Annotated in this window: 14 protein-coding genes; 13 read left to right on the forward strand and 1 reads right to left on the reverse strand. The window is 66.8% G+C overall.

Annotated elements, in window-relative coordinates:
* Positions 1–156 precede the first annotated feature (156 nt).
* From dnaE to tilS, 4 genes are all read left to right on the forward strand, one after another.
* Entirely contained in the window at positions 157–3,660 is a 3,504-nt protein-coding gene (dnaE, locus tag ACZIYR_RS02440) for a DNA polymerase III subunit alpha (protein ID WP_483528085.1), read from the forward strand.
* A 301-nt stretch (positions 3,661–3,961) separates the two neighbouring features.
* Complete coding sequence (gene accA / locus ACZIYR_RS02445; protein ID WP_473032264.1) at positions 3,962–4,915, forward strand: acetyl-CoA carboxylase carboxyl transferase subunit alpha; 954 nt, start codon at positions 3,962–3,964, stop codon at positions 4,913–4,915.
* 686 nt (positions 4,916–5,601) lie between these two features.
* Entirely contained in the window at positions 5,602–6,933 is a 1,332-nt protein-coding gene (gene ltrA, locus ACZIYR_RS02450) for a group II intron reverse transcriptase/maturase (protein ID WP_483527168.1), read from the forward strand.
* A gap of 167 nt (positions 6,934–7,100) precedes the next feature.
* Positions 7,101–8,387, forward strand: a complete 1,287-nt coding sequence (gene tilS / locus ACZIYR_RS02455) for a tRNA lysidine(34) synthetase TilS (protein ID WP_483528086.1) — start codon at positions 7,101–7,103, stop codon at positions 8,385–8,387.
* Here the strand turns inward: tilS and ppx are convergent.
* Positions 8,368–9,876, reverse strand: a complete 1,509-nt coding sequence (ppx, locus tag ACZIYR_RS02460) for an exopolyphosphatase (protein WP_483528087.1) — start codon at positions 9,874–9,876, stop codon at positions 8,368–8,370. The genes tilS and ppx overlap by 20 nt on opposite strands.
* Positions 9,877–10,317: 441 nt before the next feature.
* Here ppx and rho point away from each other — a divergent pair, with 441 nt between their 5' ends.
* The 9 genes from rho to ACZIYR_RS02505 all read left to right on the forward strand — a co-directional run bounded on the left by rho (position 10,318) and on the right by ACZIYR_RS02505 (position 17,533).
* Positions 10,318–11,577, forward strand: a complete 1,260-nt coding sequence (gene rho, locus ACZIYR_RS02465; protein ID WP_473032266.1) for a transcription termination factor Rho — start codon at positions 10,318–10,320, stop codon at positions 11,575–11,577.
* 366 nt (positions 11,578–11,943) lie between these two features.
* Positions 11,944–13,425: a 4-hydroxy-3-polyprenylbenzoate decarboxylase gene (gene ubiD / locus ACZIYR_RS02470; RefSeq protein WP_483528088.1), complete on the forward strand. Its 1,482-nt coding sequence runs from the start codon at positions 11,944–11,946 to the stop codon at positions 13,423–13,425.
* Between the two features lie 15 nt (positions 13,426–13,440).
* Positions 13,441–14,220, forward strand: a complete 780-nt coding sequence (locus tag ACZIYR_RS02475) for an NAD(P)H-flavin reductase (RefSeq protein ID WP_483528089.1) — start codon at positions 13,441–13,443, stop codon at positions 14,218–14,220.
* Positions 14,217–14,930 carry a dihydromonapterin reductase gene (gene folM / locus ACZIYR_RS02480; protein WP_483528090.1) on the forward strand — a complete coding sequence of 238 codons (714 nt, stop codon included), beginning with the start codon at positions 14,217–14,219 and terminating at the stop codon, positions 14,928–14,930. Before ACZIYR_RS02475 ends, folM begins: the two co-directional genes overlap by 4 nt.
* Before the next feature lie 41 nt (positions 14,931–14,971).
* Entirely contained in the window at positions 14,972–15,103 is a 132-nt protein-coding gene (locus tag ACZIYR_RS02485) for a hypothetical protein (protein WP_483528091.1), read from the forward strand.
* 38 nt (positions 15,104–15,141) lie between these two features.
* Positions 15,142–15,309, forward strand: a complete 168-nt coding sequence (locus ACZIYR_RS02490) for a hypothetical protein (RefSeq protein WP_473032268.1) — start codon at positions 15,142–15,144, stop codon at positions 15,307–15,309.
* A 126-nt stretch (positions 15,310–15,435) separates the two neighbouring features.
* Complete coding sequence (locus ACZIYR_RS02495; protein ID WP_473032269.1) at positions 15,436–15,609, forward strand: hypothetical protein; 174 nt, start codon at positions 15,436–15,438, stop codon at positions 15,607–15,609.
* A gap of 5 nt (positions 15,610–15,614) precedes the next feature.
* A complete protein-coding gene (locus ACZIYR_RS02500) occupies positions 15,615–16,694 on the forward strand; it encodes a 3-deoxy-7-phosphoheptulonate synthase (RefSeq protein ID WP_473032270.1) in 1,080 nt (359 codons plus the stop codon).
* A 326-nt stretch (positions 16,695–17,020) separates the two neighbouring features.
* Positions 17,021–17,533 (forward strand): DUF3087 family protein, encoded by a 513-nt coding sequence (locus tag ACZIYR_RS02505; protein WP_473032271.1) that lies wholly within the window; start codon positions 17,021–17,023, stop codon positions 17,531–17,533.
* The last annotated feature ends 6 nt before the right edge of the window (positions 17,534–17,539 follow it).

The raw sequence follows: 17,539 nt of genomic DNA on the forward strand, positions 1-17,539 counted from the left end.
CAAAAGTAGCGTACAGGGAAGTATTTACAGCGCCCCCGCATAGGCCTATCGCCGGATCAGCCCCGAGCGGAGCAGGATACTGAGCCCTAAGCCATATCGCTGGACCAACAGTCTGGTTTCCGTGCTGACCATACACCGCCAAGCCCCGAGCTCCCTATGACCACGCCCTTCGTTCATCTTCGCGTCCACACCGAATACTCCCTGGTCGATGGCCTGGTTCGCTTGAAGCCGCTGGTCAAGACGGCGGTGGCCCAGGGGGCCCCGGCGCTGGCGGTCACCGACGAGGCCAACCTCTTCGGCCTGGTCAAGTTCTACAAGGCGACTCAGGGGGCCGGCCTCAAGCCGATCATCGGCGCCGACCTGTGGCTCGCCAACCCCCATGACGAGGCCCACCCCTACCGCCTGACCCTGCTGGCCATGAACAATGATGGCTATCGCAACCTCACCGAGCTGATCTCGCGAGGCTGGGTGGAGGGGCAGCGCCAGGGCCGGGCGGTGCTCGATCGCGCCTGGGTGCTGGCCCAGAGCGAGGGACTGATCGCGCTTTCCGGCGGTCGCGAGGGGGAGATCGGCCGGCATCTGCTCAGCGACCATCGCGACGAGGCCCGTGCGCTGCTCGAAGAGTGGAACGCCGCCTTCCCGGGGCGCTTCTACCTGGAGCTGGCTCGCACCGGTCGTCCCCTGGAGGAGGAGTGCGTGCATCTCTCGGTGGCCCTGGCCGTGGAGACCGGCACCCCGGTGGTGGCCACCAACGACGTGCGCTTCCTGGAGAAGGCAGACTTCTGGGCCCACGAGACCCGGGTGTCGATTGGCGAGGGCAAGGCGCTGGACGACCCGCGCCGCGAGCGCAAGTACAGCGAGGAGCAATACCTCAAGAGCCCCGAGGAAATGGCGGAGCTCTTCGCCGACATCCCCGAGGCGCTCGAGAACAGCGTGATGATTGCCGCCCGCTGCAGCGTCGACGTACGGCTGGGCGAGATCTTCCTGCCCGAGTTCGGGATCCCCGAGGGCATGACCCAGGACGAGTTCTTCCGCAAGGTCTCCCACGACGGCCTCACCGAGCGCCTGGACTTCCTCTACCCCGTCGAGAAGTACCCGCGGGACGGCGCCGAGTACGCCGAGATCGACAAGCGCTACCGCGAGCGGCTCGACTTCGAGCTCGACATCATCATCCAGATGGGCTTCCCCGGCTACTTCCTGATCGTGATGGACTTCATCCAGTGGGCCAAGGACAACGACGTCCCGGTGGGGCCCGGGCGCGGCTCCGGCGCCGGCTCCCTGGTGGCCTACGCCCAGAAGATCACCGACCTCGACCCCATCGGCTACGACCTGCTCTTCGAGCGCTTCCTCAACCCCGAGCGGGTCTCCATGCCCGACTTCGACGTCGACTTCTGCATGGAGAAGCGCGACCGGGTCATCGAGTACGTGGCCGACCGCTACGGCCGCAACGCCGTGTCCCAGATCGTCACCTTCGGCACCATGGCCGCCAAGGCGGTGGTGCGCGACGTGGCCCGCGCACAGGGGCGCCCCTATTCGCTGGGCGACAAGCTCTCCAAGCTGATCCCCTTCGAGGTGGGCATGACGCTCGCCAAGGCCATCGATGCGGAGCCGGCCCTCAAGGAGTTCGTCGAGGCCGACGACGAGGCCGCCGAGATCTGGGAGATGGCGCTCAAGCTCGAGGGCATCACCCGCGGCACCGGCAAGCACGCCGGCGGCGTGGTGATCGCCCCCACCAAGCTCACCGACTTCTCGCCGCTGCTCTGCGACGAGGACGGCTCGGGGCTGGTGGTTCAGTTCGACAAGAACGATATCGAGGACGCTGGGCTGGTCAAGTTCGACTTCCTCGGCCTGCGCACCCTGACCATCATCGACTGGGCCCTGGAGATGGTGGACAAGGTGCGCGCCGTCAAGGGCGAAGGGCCGCTCGACATCGACAGCATTCCGTTGGACGACGCCCCCACCTTCGAGATGCTCAAGCGCGCCGAGACCACGGCGGTGTTCCAGCTCGAATCCCGCGGCATGAAGGAGCTGATCAAGCGCCTGCTGCCCGATTCGCTGGACGACATGATCGCACTCGTCGCCCTGTTCCGCCCCGGGCCGCTGCAGTCGGGCATGGTGGACGACTTCATCAACCGCAAGCACGGTCGTGCCGAGATCTCCTACCCCCACCCGGACTATCAGCACGAGCTGCTCAAGCCGGTGCTCGAGCCCACCTACGGCATCATCCTCTATCAGGAGCAGGTGATGCAGATCGCCCAGGTGATGGCCGGCTACAGCCTGGGCCAGGCCGACATGCTGCGCCGCGCCATGGGCAAGAAGAAGCCCGAGGAGATGGCCAAGCAGCGCGCCGGCTTCATGGAGGGCTGCGCGGCAAACGGCATCGACAAGGAGCTCGCCGGCAACATCTTCGACCTGGTGGAGAAGTTCGCCGGCTACGGCTTCAACAAGTCCCACTCGGCGGCCTATGCGCTGGTCTCGTATCAAACGGCCTGGCTCAAGGCGCACTATCCCGGCCCCTTTATGGCGGCGGTGATCTCCACCGAGATGGACAACCTCGACAAGGTGGTGCCGCTGATCGAGGAGTGCCGCAACCTGGGGCTCACGGTGACGCCGCCGGATGTCAACGTGGGCGGCTACAAGTTCACCGTGGATACCGAGGGGCGCGTGGTCTATGGCCTCGGCGCCATCCGTGGGGTAGGGGAGGGACCCATCGGCGGTATCGTCGAGGCCCGCGAGGCTGACGGCCCGTTCAAGGACCTGTTCGACTTCTGCCGGCGGGTCGATCCCAAGCGCATGAACAAGCGCACCCTGGAGGCGCTGATTCGCTCCGGGGCCCTGGACAGCCTGGGACCCAACCGCGCCGTGCTCAGCGCGGCCCTGGACGACGCCCTCAAGGCCGCGGCCCAGACCCAGGCTAACCAGAACCTGGGCATGATGGACATGTTCGGCGAGGCCTTCGCCGACGAGACGGCCGAGAGCGACCCCTACGCGGCCTATCGCCGCACCCGCGAGTGGAGCGACAAGGAGCGCCTGGCTGGCGAAAAGGAGACCCTGGGGCTCTATCTCACCGGCCACCCCATCGACGAGTATGAGGGTGAGCTCGCGCGCTTCGTTGCCACGCGCATCGCCGACCTCAAGCCTTCGCGAGAGCCCCAGCGGATCGCCGGCCTGGTGGTGGGACTTCGCACCATGAAGTCCAAGCGCGGCGACACCATGGCCTTCATTACCCTGGACGACCGTACCGGCCGCATCGAGGCGTCGCTGTTCGGCGAGCTGTTCGATACCGTGCGTAGCCAGCTGGAGACCGATCAGGTGCTGATCGTCGAGGGGGAGGTCTCCTCCGACGACTACTCGGGCGGACTGCGCCTGCGCGGCAAGGAGGTCACCCCCATGGTGGCGGCACGCACCCGCTACGGGGAGGCGGTGGAACTCTCGCTCGACGGCGCGGCCGTCAACGGCCGGCTGGTGGAGAGCCTGCGTGAGAGTCTCGCGCCTCACCGCGATGGCGAGGGCTTGCCGGTCCGGCTACGCTACCGCAATGCCGAGGCCGCCGGCTGGCTGGAGCTGGACGGCCAGTGGAAGGTGGCGCCCAGCGACGAGCTGCTGATCGGCCTGCGCGAGGTGCAGGGCCAGGACGGGGTGCGGCTGAAATATCGGTAACTGGCTGCCGGCTGCGGTCTGTCGCATTCCAGCGAGGGGCGCCGGGGACGGGCCGGAGATGGGAAGCTCGGAGCTGTTCCGGCGACAGCTCTCCAGGGAGGCGCTGTAAACCCCTCCCTGGGCGCTACATTTGCCATCCCTGGCAAATGACCTCCCTTTCGAGCTGTCCCCGGCGCTCCTCGTGCCACCCTGCCTGCCTTGCGTGCCACGTTGAGGGTGCGATAATGCCTGCCACTCCATTTTTCGCGCCGTGCCTGGCCCCAGTCGCCAGGGCGGTGAAACACCACAAGGCATCCGGCCAATGAATCCCAACTATCTCGACTTCGAACAGCCCATCGCCGAGCTCCAGGCCAAGATCGAGGAGCTGCGCCTGGTCGGCAACGACAGCCAGGTCAACCTCAGCGACGAGATCAGCCGGCTCGAGGAGAAGAGCCGCAAGCTCACCGAATCGATCTTCAAGGATCTCTCGCCCTGGCAGGTCTCCCAGCTCTCCCGCCACCCCCAGCGCCCCTATACGCTCGACTATCTCGAGCATATCTTCACCGACTTCGATGAGCTGCATGGCGACCGGCGTTTCGCCGACGATGCCGCCATCGTCGGCGGCGTGGCGCGCCTCGACGACAGACCGGTCATGGTGATTGGCCATCAGAAGGGTCGCGAGGTCAAGGAGAAGGTGCGCCGCAACTTCGGCATGCCGCGTCCCGAGGGCTACCGCAAGGCGTGCCGGCTGATGGAGATGGCCGAGCGCTTCAAGATGCCGGTGCTGACCTTCATCGATACGCCCGGGGCCTATCCGGGCATCGATGCCGAAGAGCGCGGCCAGTCCGAGGCCATCGCCTACAACCTCGCCGTCATGTCCCGGCTCGAGACGCCCATCCTGGCCACCGTGGTGGGCGAGGGTGGCTCCGGCGGTGCCCTGGCCATCGGCGTGTGCGACGAGCTGGCCATGCTGCAGTACTCCACCTACTCGGTGATCTCTCCCGAGGGCTGCGCCTCGATCCTGTGGAAGAGCGCCGAGAAGGCCGCCGACGCCGCCCAGGCCATGGGCATCACCGCCGAGCGGCTGCGGGAGCTGGGCTTCGTCGACACCCTGATCGAAGAGCCGCTGGGCGGCGCCCATCGCCATCCGGAGACCACCGCCGAGCGGATCAAGGAGGCGCTGCTGGGCAGCCTCGAGCGCCTCGAGGCGATGGAGACCGAGGCGCTGCTCGAACGCCGGTATGAGCGGCTGATGAGCTATGGCGCCTCGGCTTAACGGCCCTTTCAGCGCTCGGCCATACGGCGTTAAAAATCAAGGCTCTTCGCAGACTGGCATGAACTGGCCCTGTGGGAGGGACGGTTCGACGCCTCGACTTCAGCTCGCGAAGTAGCGCGCAGCGCTACCCATGGGGCGCCTGCGGCGCCTTCGCCCGGCAGAGCCGGCCTCCCAGTGCGCCCGAGAAGGCGTGCACACAGTGCGGTGAGAGTCCGCATCGGGGTAAGCCATGGCCCCGTAGCCAAAGGTAACTGCGTCGTCGCGAGGCGGGGTGGGGAGCAACCGGAGGCGAACTGGCGGTCCGTAGGATGACGAACTCGATTCGGCCGGGTCAGGTGGCGAGCTCGCTGGGAGATAGCGAAGCCTGAAACTCACCCGTCGCGCTGGCATGGCGGACAAAGCGACGACGGGACCTGCCAGGTGGTTGGAGGCGGAACGTCAGGAAGGGTGTACGAGATAATCGGGGAGACCTGGCGGCCGAGGTGACGGCGGCCAGGAGTCAGAGCCTTCATAGTACCGGCGTGCGGATCACGCCCTGGCCACGGCTCATCCCGGCGAAAGCCGGGATCGAGAGATGCTGGAGCGCGGACTCTGCCTACCGCCAAGGCGCCGCACAGGAGGCGCAGAGAACAGAACCTGCGTCGAGGGAAGGGAGGCAGGAAGATGGATGCGAGAGACGACCAGAGATGAGCGAACGCGACAGCACAGCATCGACAGTGCCCCACGATGGGGCTAAACAAGATGCGTCAACACCCGCCACGATGGCAGGGATTGACCGCTCGATCTGGACGGACCGCATGTTGGCGGCGCTGGATAACGGCGTCAAAGGACGTAAGTGGTTCAGTCTGATCGACAAGGTATACCGCTCGTCGACCCTGGTCAGTGCCTGGCTGCAGGTCTACCGCAACCAGGGAGCGGCGGGTGTCGATCGGCAAAGCGTGTCCCGCTTTGCGTCGCAGGCCGAACGCTATCTTGAGGAGCTCCAGGCCGACCTGGCAGCGGGGCGTTACCGCCCGCAAGCGGTGCGACGCGTCGAGATCCCCAAGGGCAACGGCAAGATGCGCCCGCTGGGCATTCCGACCGTCAAGGACCGTATTGTCCAGGCAGCGGTCAAGCGCGTGATCGAACCGATCTTCGAGCATGAGTTCCTGCCGATGAGCTACGGCTTCCGGCCGGGCAGAGGCTGCAAGGATGCCTTACGAGACGTTGATGAGGCGCTCAAGGCGGGCATGACCTGGGTGGTGGATGCGGATCTGCAAGGCTATTTCGATAGCATCCCGCACGACCGCCTGATGGCCCGCGTCGAGGGACGGATCAGCGACGGTCGACTGCTGGCCTTGCTACGAAGCTGGTTGAGCCAGGATATTGTCAGCGACATGAGCCGATGGACCCCCACGTCAGGGACGCCACAAGGAGCGATCATCAGCCCCTTGTTGGCGAACGTCTACCTGCATCCGCTGGACCAGGAAGTGACACAGCACGGCTACCGTATGGTGCGGTATGCCGATGACTTCGTCATTCTCTGCCACAGTGAGCAGGAGGCCCGACAAGCCCTGGCCCACGTACAGGAATGGGTGGCGGCGAATGGCCTGACCCTGCACCCTGACAAGACCCACGTCGGCGATTGCCGGCAGAAGGGACAGGGTTTCGACTTCCTAGGCTACCGCTTCGAGGCGGGCAGGCGCTGGGTGCGTAAGAAGAGCCTCAAGGCGTTCAAGGACAAGGTGAGAAGCAAGACGCGGCGGACGGAAGGCAAGAGCTTGCGGCACGTCATTGCCTCGCTGAACCCCATGCTGAGAGGCTGGTTCGGCTACTTCCAGCATGCCTATCGGACGACGTTCCGGCCTCTGGATGGCTTCATTCGTCGACGTCTTCGGGCCATGCTGCGCAAGCAGGAGAAGCGCCCGGGGCGTGGTAACACCCGGTCGGACACATGGCGCTGGTCGAATACGTTCTTCGCGACCGCAGGGCTCTTCACCCTAGCCGGAGCCTGGCGGTACGCGAGCCAATCCCGATGAGGAAAACCATCGACTGGAGAGCCGTGTGCGGGAGAACCGCACGCACGGTTCGGAGGGCGGGGAGGGCACAGCCCTTCCCGACCCCTATCCATTAAACCTGCCAAACATGTTCACGTTAAAATGCGAAGAACCTTAAAAATCGGCCCCGCTGGTCGGGAGTGGGCTCAATGTCTCTTCAATCCGCAATCGATCGCGCCCTGGCCCAGACCCCGCCGGGGCGTTGTGTCTGGGTGGCGCTCTCCGGCGGGCTCGACTCCGCGCTGCTGCTGACGCTGGCCGCCGATGCCTGTCGGCGCCACCCGCGACCGCTCCATGCCCTCCATGTGCACCACGGCCTGCAGGATGCCGCCGACGAGTTCGAGCGTCACTGCCGCCGGCTCGCCTCGCGCCTGGGCGTGCCGCTGTTCGTCGAGCGGGTCGAGGTGGACCTCGCCGCCGGAAAGGGGGTCGAGGGCGCGGCTCGGCAGGCGCGCTACGGCGCCTTCGCCCGCCGCGTCGCTCCCGGCGAGACCCTGTGGCTAGCCCAGCATCGCGACGACCAGGCCGAGACCTTTCTGCTCGCGGCCCTGCGCGGCAGCGGGCCGCGCGGCCTGGCCGGTATGCCGCCGATTCGGGGTTGGCAGGGCAGGGCGCTGTCGCGGCCCTTGCTGGGCGCATCGCGGGCCGAGCTGGAGCTCGAGGCCCGGCGTCAGGAGTTGGCCTGGGTGGAGGACCCCAGCAACGCCGACCAACGGCTCGATCGCAACTTTCTGCGCCGTCGGGTGCTGCCGCTGCTGGAAACCCGCTGGCCCCATGCCGGTGAGGCCCTGGCCCGCAGCGCGGCGCTGAGCGGGGATGCCGATACGCTGCTGGCCGAGCTGGCCGAGCAGGACCTGGCCCGGCTGGGCGCCCAGGCCGGCCGGCTGCCCGTCGAGGGGCTGGGCGAGCTGTCGCCTGCCCGACGGCGTCTTCTGGTGCGCCACTGCTGCGCGCGGCTTGGCTTGCCCTCGCCGCCCCAGACGCGACTCGAGACGCTGCTGGCCCAGTTGGCGGTGGGGCCGGACGCTCAGGTGCGGGTTGTCTGGCCCGGCGCCGAGGCAAGGCTGTGGCGCCGGCGGCTCTACCTGCTGTCGCCGCCGCCCCCGTCGGATGATTGGGAAGGGCGCTGGAGCGGTCGCAGGCCGCTCGCCACCCCCGCAGGCGAGGTCGCCGTCCGCCTGGTGCCGGCGCCCGATCGTGACGCGCCGCCCTGGCTGCGCGTGACCCGGCGCCGCGGCGGCGAGCGGCTGCGGCTCGCCGGGCGCGGCAGCCGCGACCTCAAGCGCCTGCTACAGGAGAGCGGGGTGCCCCCCTGGGAGCGGCAGTGGCTGCTGGTGGTCTGGGAGGGTGAGGTCCCGGTGGCGGTGCTGTCGCCCGAGCGGGGAGCCTGGTTGCTGGTGGCCCAGGGGTGGCGAGCTAGTCCAGTCTCAGAGTGAAGCCGGCGGCCTGCTGATAGTCGACCTCCTGCTCCAGGTCGTTGAGCAGCAGCGGCTGGTCGTGGTCGGCACCGAGGCGCAGCCGCAGGGTCTCGCCGTCGACCTCGATCTTCGGCACCGAGGGGGGCTGCTCCGGGCGGGCGTGATTGAACAGCACCGCCAGGCGCAGCAGCCTGGCCAGCCGAGCGTGGGATCGCTGCTCCGCCACGGGCAGGGCCTGCCACTCCTTGAGCGGGAACTTGCGGCGGTGCGCGCGTACCAGAAAGGCCAGCAGGCGCTGCTCGGGCCGCGAGAAGCCGGCCAGGTCGGAGTGCTCCAGCAGATAGGCGCCGTGGCGATGAAACTGGCTATGGGCGATGGCCAGGCCGCACTCGTGCACGCGCCCGGCCCACTCGAGAAAGCGGGCCTCTTCCGCCTCCAGTCCCCAGGCGTCGCCAACCTGGGCCAGCAGTGCCTGGGCCGTCATGGCCACGTTGTCGGCCTGGCGAGCATCCACGCCGTAGCGACGCTCCAGCCCCGCCAGCGTCTTGAGACGAGAATCCTCCGGGCTGTTGCGCCCGACCAGGTCGTAAAGCACCCCTTCCCGCAGGGCGCCATCGGCATAGCGCATGGTGTCGAGCTCGAAGGCCTCGAAGACGGCGCAGAGAATCGCCACGCCGGCGGGGAAGACCCGCGCACGGTCGGCCTTGAGGCCCGTCAGGGAGACGCGATCGAGTCGCCGGCAGTCGATCAGCCGCTGGCGTAGGGCGAACAGGCCTTCTCGGGTGATGACGCCCTCCGCCGAGGCCCCCGCGGCGTGGCAGACCGCGGCCACGGCCTTGATGGTGCCGCTGGCACCGACCGGGTCCTGCCAGCCGAGCTGGCGATAGGGGCGCCGAATGTTGGCCAGCTCCGAATGGGCGGCGAGCTCCGCCTTGCGCATTGACGTCCCGGTGATCGCGCCGTCCGCGAAGAACCGGCGGGTGAAGGTGACGCACCCCATGCGCAGGCTCTCCAGGGCCATGGGCTCGAAGCGTTCGCCGATGATGAACTCCGTGGACCCGCCGCCGATATCGACGATCAGCCGCCGGCCACTCTCGACCAGCGAGTGGGCTGCCCCCAGGTAGATCAGGCGTGCCTCCTCACGACCGGCGATGATTTCGATACGGCTGCCCAGCAGCGCCTCGGCCCGCTCGATGAAGGCCTGGCTGTTGGCGGCGTCGCGCAGGGCATTGGTGCCCACCACCCGCAGCTGGCCCGGTGCGATGCCGTCGAGGAACGGGGAAAAGCGCGCCAGGCAGTCCAGGGCGCGGCGCATGGCGGCCTCGCTGAGCCGGCCGGCGTCATCGAGACCGGCGGCCAGCTGGACCTTTTCCCCCAGGCGGGCGACCACCTGAAGGCGGTCATCCTGGTAGTTGGCCACCAGCAGATGGAAACTGTTGGAACCGAGGTCAATGGCCGCCAGCCGGCGGGTGGGAGCAACGGGTGGCATCCGGTCCTTGGGGGGCATCGTCGTGGTGTCCTGAGCGTGGATGGCCAAAGGGTGCGGTGCCGTCCCGGGCCTGTCAATTGTGGTATCGATGGGGTTGCGTTCGGCGCCGCCCTTGACTAGTATCGAGGCGTTCGCCTGTTCCGAATGCTTTCCGACCGTTTCACGGCGACCCCGTCGCGGTCAGTTCCAAGTCGTCAGACAGCCCACTGCATCAGCCTGCACTCCCGGCCCTGTGGCCAGGACGCGCTGATCAGGCGAAAACGAACCTGCTCCCTCGCTTCCGATATCGGCCCGGCTACCCCTCAAGGTGCGGTCGCCAGTCCATAGCCATACGATGCAACATGACGAGTGGCAGCCTGTCCGGGCTCTGAACGCATCCACGCGGCGTTATCGCTTCGCCTCCTGTCTTGTCACGGCGCTTGGCCGCCCGGCTTCCATGAGCAACTTCTGAACACACCGATGAATCTTACCGAACTCAAGCAAAAGCCCGTTCCGGAACTTCTGGAGACTGCCCGCGAGATGGGCATCGACAACCTGGCCCGTTCTCGGAAGCAGGACATCATCTTCGCCATCCTCAAGAAACACGCCAAGAGCGGCGAGGATATTTATGGCGACGGGGTGCTGGAAATTCTCCAGGATGGATTTGGCTTCCTGCGCAGCGCCGACAGCTCCTATCTGGCCGGGCCCGATGACATCTACGTTTCGCCGTCGCAGATTCGACGCTTCAACCTGCGAAAAGGCGACACCATTTCCGGCAAGATTCGCCCGCCGAAGGAAGGGGAGCGCTATTTTGCGCTGCTCAAGGTCAGCCAGATCAACTTCGACAAGCCGGAAAACGCCAAGCACAAGATCCTCTTCGAGAACCTCACGCCGCTGTTCCCCCAGGAGCGGCTGCGTATGGAGATCGGCAATGGCTCCACCGAGGATCTCACGGCGCGCATCATCGATTTGACCGCGCCCATCGGCAAGGGGCAGCGTGGGCTGCTGGTCTCCCCGCCCAAGGCGGGCAAGACCCTGATGCTGCAGAATATCGCCACCTCCATTACCCGCAACAATCCCGAGTGCCACCTGATCGTGCTGCTGATCGACGAGCGTCCGGAAGAGGTGACGGAGATGTCGCGCACGGTGCGCGGTGAGGTGGTCGCCTCGACCTTCGACGAGCCGCCGGCCCGCCACGTACAGGTCGCCGAGATGGTCATCGAGAAGGCCAAGCGCCTGGTCGAGCACAAGAAGGACGTGGTGATCCTGCTCGATTCCATCACTCGCCTGGCGCGGGCCTATAACACCGTGGTGCCGAGCTCCGGCAAGGTGTTGACCGGCGGCGTGGACGCTCATGCCCTGGAAAAGCCCAAGCGCTTCTTCGGTGCCGCGCGCAACATCGAAGAGGGCGGCAGCCTGACCATCATCGCCACGGCGCTGGTGGACACCGGCTCCAAGATGGACGAGGTGATCTTCGAGGAATTCAAGGGCACCGGCAACATGGAAGCCCACCTGGACCGCAAGCTCGCCGAGCGCCGCGTCTACCCGGCCATCAATATCCGCCGTTCCGGTACTCGCCGCGAGGACCTGATCGCCTCCGATGAGGAGATGCAGCGCATGTGGATTCTGCGCAAGCTGCTCAATCCCATGGAGGATACCGCGGCCACCGAGTTCCTCATCGACCGCCTCAAGGACACCAAGACCAACCTCGAGTTCTTCGAAGCCATGAAACGACGCTGATCGCAGTTGAGCGTCTTCGGCGGCGTTGGAGTCGTCGCCAGTGTTTGCAATCCTGTCGGGAGGCCTGCGGCCTCCAGTCGCCGAAGCGTCGGACCGGAGCTGAAGCTCCTCCTACATTAGAAGTTTTCGTTTGTAGGAGCGCCGGTTCCCGTCGCGACTGGCGCCGTAGGCGCCCGGCGGAGGCTGCAACGTTTGCGGTAACGGCCTACGCCGGGCAACACCGCCGGGAGGCCTGCGGCCTCCAGTCGCGATCTAAAGATGCTCCTACAGCGGAGGCTAGCGCCTGTTGGAGCACTTTGTTCGGCGGTGTGGAAAGGGGCGGCGTGGTATGCTGCCCCTTTTGTGGTTCCGGAAACGGGAAATCGAATGAAGTACAAGGACCTGCGCGACTTCATCAGCGCCCTGGAGGCCCAGGGCGAGCTCAAGCGTATCACCGCCGAGGTGGACCCCTATCTCGAGATCACCGAGATCTGCGACCGCACCCTGCGAGCAGGCGGCCCGGCGCTGCTGTTCGAGAACGTCAAGGGTCATGACATGCCGCTGCTGGGCAACCTGTTCGGTACGCCGAAGCGGGTGGCCATGGGCATGGGCCAGGACAGCGTCGAGGCGCTGCGCGAGGTGGGTAAGCTGCTCGCCTTCCTCAAGGAGCCCGACCCGCCCAAGGGCTTTCGCGACGCCTGGGAGAAGCTGCCGATCTTCAAGCAGGTGATGAGCATGGGGCCCAAGACCGTGCGCAGCGCCCCGGTGCAGGAGGTGGTGCTGGAGGGCGACGACGTCGACCTCGACCGCCTGCCGATCCAGCACTGCTGGCCCGGCGACGCCGCGCCGCTGGTGACCTGGCCGCTGGTGGTCACCCGCGGGCCCCACAAGAAGCGCCAGAACCTGGGGATCTACCGCCAGCAGAAGCTCGGCAAGAACCGCCTGATCATGCGCTGGCTGTCGCACCGCGGCGGGGCGCTGGATTTTCAGGAGTGGCAGCAGGCCCATCCCGGCGAACCCTTCCCGGTGGCGGTAGCGCTGGGGGCCGATCCGGCCACCATCCTTGGCGCGGTGACCCCGGTGCCGGATTCGCTCTCCGAGTACGCATTCGCCGGGCTCTTGAGGGGCTCGCGCACCGAGCTGGTCAAGTGCGGCCATGCCGACCTGGAGGTCCCCGCGTCGGCGGAAATCATCCTGGAAGGCTTCATCTACCCGGACGATACGGCGCCGGAAGGCCCCTACGGCGACCACACCGGCTATTATAACGAGGTCGACCACTTCCCGGTGTTCACGGTAACGCGCCTGACCCAGCGGCGCGACGCCATCTACCATTCGACCTATACCGGGCGGCCCCCCGACGAGCCGGCGATCCTCGGCGTGGCGCTCAACGAAGTGTTCGTGCCGATCCTGCGCAAGCAGTTTCCCGAGATCGTCGATTTCTACCTGCCGCCGGAGGGCTGCTCCTACCGCATGGCGGTGGTGACCATGAAGAAGCAGTACCCGGGCCACGCCAAGCGGGTGATGATGGGCGTGTGGAGCTTTCTGCGCCAGTTCATGTACACCAAGTTCGTGGTGGTGCTCGACGACGACGTCGATGCCCGCGACTGGAAGGACGTGATCTGGGCCATCACCACACGCATGGACCCGGCCCGGGATACCGTGATGGTGGAAAACACGCCCATCGACTATCTGGACTTCGCCTCCCCGGTGGCGGGGCTCGGCTCCAAGATGGGGCTGGATGCCACCAGCAAGTGGCCCGGTGAGACCGACCGAGAATGGGGCACGCCCATCGTCATGGACGAGGCCGTCAAGGCCCGTGTCAGCGAGCGCTGGAACGAGCTGGGTATCGACTTGCCCCCCACTCCCTGACGACAAGAGGCATGCATGACGCCAAGGACCCTGACCTGCCAGGTAACGGCAGTAGAGGATCTGACCCCCGACGTGTTCCGGGTACGCCTGGAAGGGCGCGCCGAGGCCATGGCCCACGAACCGGGCCAGTATCTGGAGCTGAAGCTCGACGACGAGACCTGGGTGCCGTTCTCCATCGCCAACGCCCATGAGGGCGACGGCAGCCTGGAGCTGCATATCCAGCACTGGCCGCAGCGCGAGAACTCCGAGCGGATGCGCGAACTGGTCAAGGAGGCCCACCACCTGACGCTGCGCCTTCCCGGCGGCGACTGCGTGCTCGACAGCGATAGCGCCAGGCCGCTGCTGCTGATTGCGGCGGGCACCGGTTTCGCCCAGATGAAGGCGATCGTCGAGGCCTCCCTGCACGAAGCGCCCGAGCGCCCTATCGCGCTGTGGTGGGCCGCCCGCGAGCGGCGCGATCTCTACCTGGAGAGTCTTCCCCGAGAGTGGGCGGCGACCCACCCGAACTTCCACTTCCATGTGGTCACCGAGGTGGTGCCGGAGCCCCCGGTCACCGGCGAGCGAGTCAGCTATCACCGCGGGCGCATCGATCAGGCGCTGGCCGCCGGACTCGACGACGTTGGCGGCTGCGACGTCTATCTCTCCGGCTCACCTGGCATGGTCTATGCCTGTGTCGACGTGCTGGCGTCGCTGTCGCTCTCGCCCTCCCGGGTGTTCTCGGACGTCTTCGCCTATGCGCCGCGCACCCCGCTCGTGCCGACCGTGGGCAGCCTGCGGCGGGAGAGCCACTCGTGAGTGGATCGCCGATCCTGATCACCGGCGGGGCCCAGCGGCTTGGGCGCCACTGTGCCGAGCGGCTGGTGGAAGAGGGTCACCCGGTGATCATCAGCTATCGCCGCGAGCGGCCAGAGCTGGACGAGCTGCGGGCCAGAGGCATCGTGACGCTGCAGGCGGATTTCGCCAGCGAGGCGGGGATCCTCGACTTCATCGCCCGGCTCAAGGCCGAGACTTCGTCGCTGCGGGCGATCGTGCACAACGCCAGCGACTGGGCGCCGGATTCAACCGGGGAAGATGCCGGCAGCAACTTCGAGCGGCTGTTTCGCATCCATATGCTGGCCCCCTATCTCATCAACCTGCAGTGCCGCGAACTCCTCGAGGCCTGCGGTGAGCCGCAGCGCGATATCGTGCACATGACCGACTACGTAGTGCAGAAGGGCTCCAGGAAGCACGCCGCCTATGCTGCCACCAAGGCCGGCCTGGACAACCTGACCCTCTCTTTCGCCGCGATGTATGCACCGTCGATTCAGGTCAATGCCATTGCCCCGGCGCTGATCATGCTCAACCAGGGCGACAGCGAGGCCTATGTCGAGAAGGCGCGCGCCAAGTCGGCGATGCGGATGATCCCCGGCCCCGGGGTGATCTACCAGAGCCTGCGCTATCTGCTCGACAACCGCTATGTCACCGGCGTCACCCTGCCGGTCGATGGGGGCCGGCATCTTGGTTAGAATGATGGGCACCGATATGCAGCCTAAGCAAGGAGAACGTCATGGCAGGACACAGCAATAAGCCGTACCACGACGACAGCGGCCTGGGGTCACTGGTCGTCGGGCTGGTGGTGACCGTTGGGCTGGCCTGTCTGCCCCTGGTGGTCGGCATCATCAAGGTGCTGGGCAACTGAGGCTTGCCAAGCGGTGCCCAAGCCGGCAGGATAAGCTCATGACTCAGGAGACACCCATGACCTCGACCGCCCATTGCCTGTACGCCGTTCACCGCCCCCTGTGGGAGCGCGCGGTGCTGCGTGCTGGTGGCGTCGGGGTGGTGCTGGCCGCCGCCGGCCAGTACTGGTATTGGTTTAGCTCCGGTGTGCCGGCGGCCGAGTCCTGAGCGAGGACATCGCCGCGAAGGCACACCCAGCCGGGTTGCCTCCCCCTGAAACCCCCGGTCGGCAACCCGACCGGGGGTTTTGCGTTCTGGTCGCCAGAACATCATCAATCGAAGAGGAGTCGCACCATGATCGACCGCCACGCCGCCATTGCCGCCTTCGCCTCACCCTGCCATGACTATTATGGCGCAGGCTATGGCTGGCGATTTAGCGCCGCGCGGTCGGGCCAGTGCGCCACCTCCGACCGTGAGACCAACGGTGGCATGACCTCGACACGATGTTTACCGATCTCACGGAGCTGAACACCATGAATGCCTCGCTTTCCCTTGCCGAGCGCCTGCCCGGCCACGCCCCGACCCCGCTGGCCCCCGCCGTCACCGAGACGGCCTTGCCCACCCCGGTCGAACTGCGTCATCGCCTGCCCCTGTCGCGCCCGCTGGTGGAGCGTCTGCATGCGCAGCGCCAGGCGGTGCGGGATATCCTCGCCGGCCACGACGACCGACTGCTGGTCGTGGTGGGCCCCTGCTCGATCCACGACCCTGCGGCCGCGCTGGAGTACGCCCGGCGCCTGGCCGAGCTGACCCCGGCGGTGGCCGACCGGCTGCTGCCGGTGATGCGCGTCTACGTGGAGAAGCCGCGCACCACCGTGGGCTGGAAGGGGCTTGCCTATGACCCGCACCTCGACGGTAGTGGCGACATGGCCCGCGGGCTGCATCTCTCCCGCGAGCTGATGCGCGAGGTGGTCGACCTGGGTCTGCCGGTGGCTACCGAACTGCTGCAGCCGATGCTCGCCTCCTACCTGGACGATCTGTTGGCCTGGGTGGCCATCGGCGCTCGCACCACCGAGTCCCAGCTGCATCGGGAGCTGGCCAGCGGCCTGGATGCCGCGGTGGGCTTCAAGAACGGCACCGGCGGCGACATTCAGGTGGCCTTGGATGCGATGCGAGCCGCCGCCCACCCGCATCAGCACGTGGCGCTCAGCGCCGACGGCCGACCGGTGATGCGGGAAACCGCCGGCAACCCCAACACCCACGTGGTGCTGCGCGGCGGCCACGCGGGCCCCAATCACGACCGTGAGTCGGTGAGGGCCTGTCGGGAGGCAATCGAGGCGGCCGGCCTGACCCCGCGGCTGATGGTCGACTGCAGCCACGCCAACGCTTGCAAGGACCACCGCCGCCAGGAGCAGGTGCTGCAAGACGTGATCGACCAGCGGCTCGCCGGCGAGCAGGCGCTGATGGGGCTGATGCTCGAGAGCCACCTGGAGGAGGGCAAGCAGCCCCTGGCGTCGGGGCTGCGCTACGGTGTCTCGGTCACCGACGCCTGCCTGGGCTGGGAGAGCACCGAGCGTCTGCTGCTTAGCGCCGCGGAACAGCTACGCCTGCGCTAATGTGGCTTGCCGGTCGGGGGATTGTTGCCGCTTCCGTAGCGAGGGGCGCCGAGGACAAGTCGAAGAGGGGGTCCGATTCCAGGGGTGAGGAGCACTGCTCCGAACGGGCTGGCCATGGATGGCCAGCACCGGACCTGCAAGCGGAGTGGGACGCGAGAGCGCAGCAGGGAATCGGTAGCGTACAGGGAGGTATTTACAGCGCCCCCTCGTAGACTTGTCGCCGGATCAGCCCCGAGCGGTGGGGGCATGAAAGGATATGGCCTGTACCCCGGGGAGCCGAGTCGGGATAATCACCCCCATTTCCGACTCGCCACCCTGGAGGCTCCATGCGCTTTCGCTTCGAACGTCACGACCCCGAGACCTACCGGCGCAAGGCGCGGCTGATCAGCCTGGCCATGGCCGGCCAGCTGATCGTCTTCGGCCTGGTCTTCGCCCAGCTGCTGACCACCACCTTCGGGTCCAGCCTGTGGCTCAATGCCCTGGGCGTGCTGCTGGGCCTGATCGCTACCAGCATGACCTTCGCGGTGCTGCGCGAGCGCCCCTGGATGACCGAGATGCGCTACGTGTGGCAGCTCAAGCATCATCTTTCCCGTGTCAGCGGCTACCTGCCCGCCCTGCGCCGCGAGATCGAGAATGGCAACGACCTGGCCCTGGACCTGCTGACCTTCTACCACCAGGGCATGACTCAGCTCGCCGAACTCAACGGCCGGACCCTGGATGACGACTCGGAGCTGCTCGCCGAGAAGATGAAGGTTCGCCTGCAGCGCCAGGAGAAGGGGCTGCCCGAGCGGGTCGACGGCTTCGACCCCGACGATCTCGCCGCCTTCAAGCGCGGCTAGCGACGG

This window comes from Billgrantia sp. NRB1 (assembly GCF_056921725.1).

What these genes read in the sequence shown, in the direction of transcription:
- tilS (WP_483528086.1), top strand. Translation starts at nt 7,101, where the DNA reads ATGTCTCTTCAATCCGCAATCGATCGCGCCCTGGCCCAGACCCCGCCG.
- dnaE (WP_483528085.1), top strand. Translation starts at nt 157, where the DNA reads ATGACCACGCCCTTCGTTCATCTTCGCGTCCACACCGAATACTCCCTG.
- ACZIYR_RS02485 (WP_483528091.1), top strand. Translation starts at nt 14,972, where the DNA reads ATGGCAGGACACAGCAATAAGCCGTACCACGACGACAGCGGCCTGGGG.
- ppx (WP_483528087.1), bottom strand. Translation starts at nt 9,876, where the DNA reads ATGCCCCCCAAGGACCGGATGCCACCCGTTGCTCCCACCCGCCGGCTG.
- ACZIYR_RS02475 (WP_483528089.1), top strand. Translation starts at nt 13,441, where the DNA reads ATGACGCCAAGGACCCTGACCTGCCAGGTAACGGCAGTAGAGGATCTG.
- ACZIYR_RS02495 (WP_473032269.1), top strand. Translation starts at nt 15,436, where the DNA reads ATGATCGACCGCCACGCCGCCATTGCCGCCTTCGCCTCACCCTGCCAT.
- ltrA (WP_483527168.1), top strand. Translation starts at nt 5,602, where the DNA reads ATGAGCGAACGCGACAGCACAGCATCGACAGTGCCCCACGATGGGGCT.
- ACZIYR_RS02500 (WP_473032270.1), top strand. Translation starts at nt 15,615, where the DNA reads ATGAATGCCTCGCTTTCCCTTGCCGAGCGCCTGCCCGGCCACGCCCCG.
- ubiD (WP_483528088.1), top strand. Translation starts at nt 11,944, where the DNA reads ATGAAGTACAAGGACCTGCGCGACTTCATCAGCGCCCTGGAGGCCCAG.
- accA (WP_473032264.1), top strand. Translation starts at nt 3,962, where the DNA reads ATGAATCCCAACTATCTCGACTTCGAACAGCCCATCGCCGAGCTCCAG.
- rho (WP_473032266.1), top strand. Translation starts at nt 10,318, where the DNA reads ATGAATCTTACCGAACTCAAGCAAAAGCCCGTTCCGGAACTTCTGGAG.
- ACZIYR_RS02490 (WP_473032268.1), top strand. Translation starts at nt 15,142, where the DNA reads ATGACTCAGGAGACACCCATGACCTCGACCGCCCATTGCCTGTACGCC.
- ACZIYR_RS02505 (WP_473032271.1), top strand. Translation starts at nt 17,021, where the DNA reads ATGCGCTTTCGCTTCGAACGTCACGACCCCGAGACCTACCGGCGCAAG.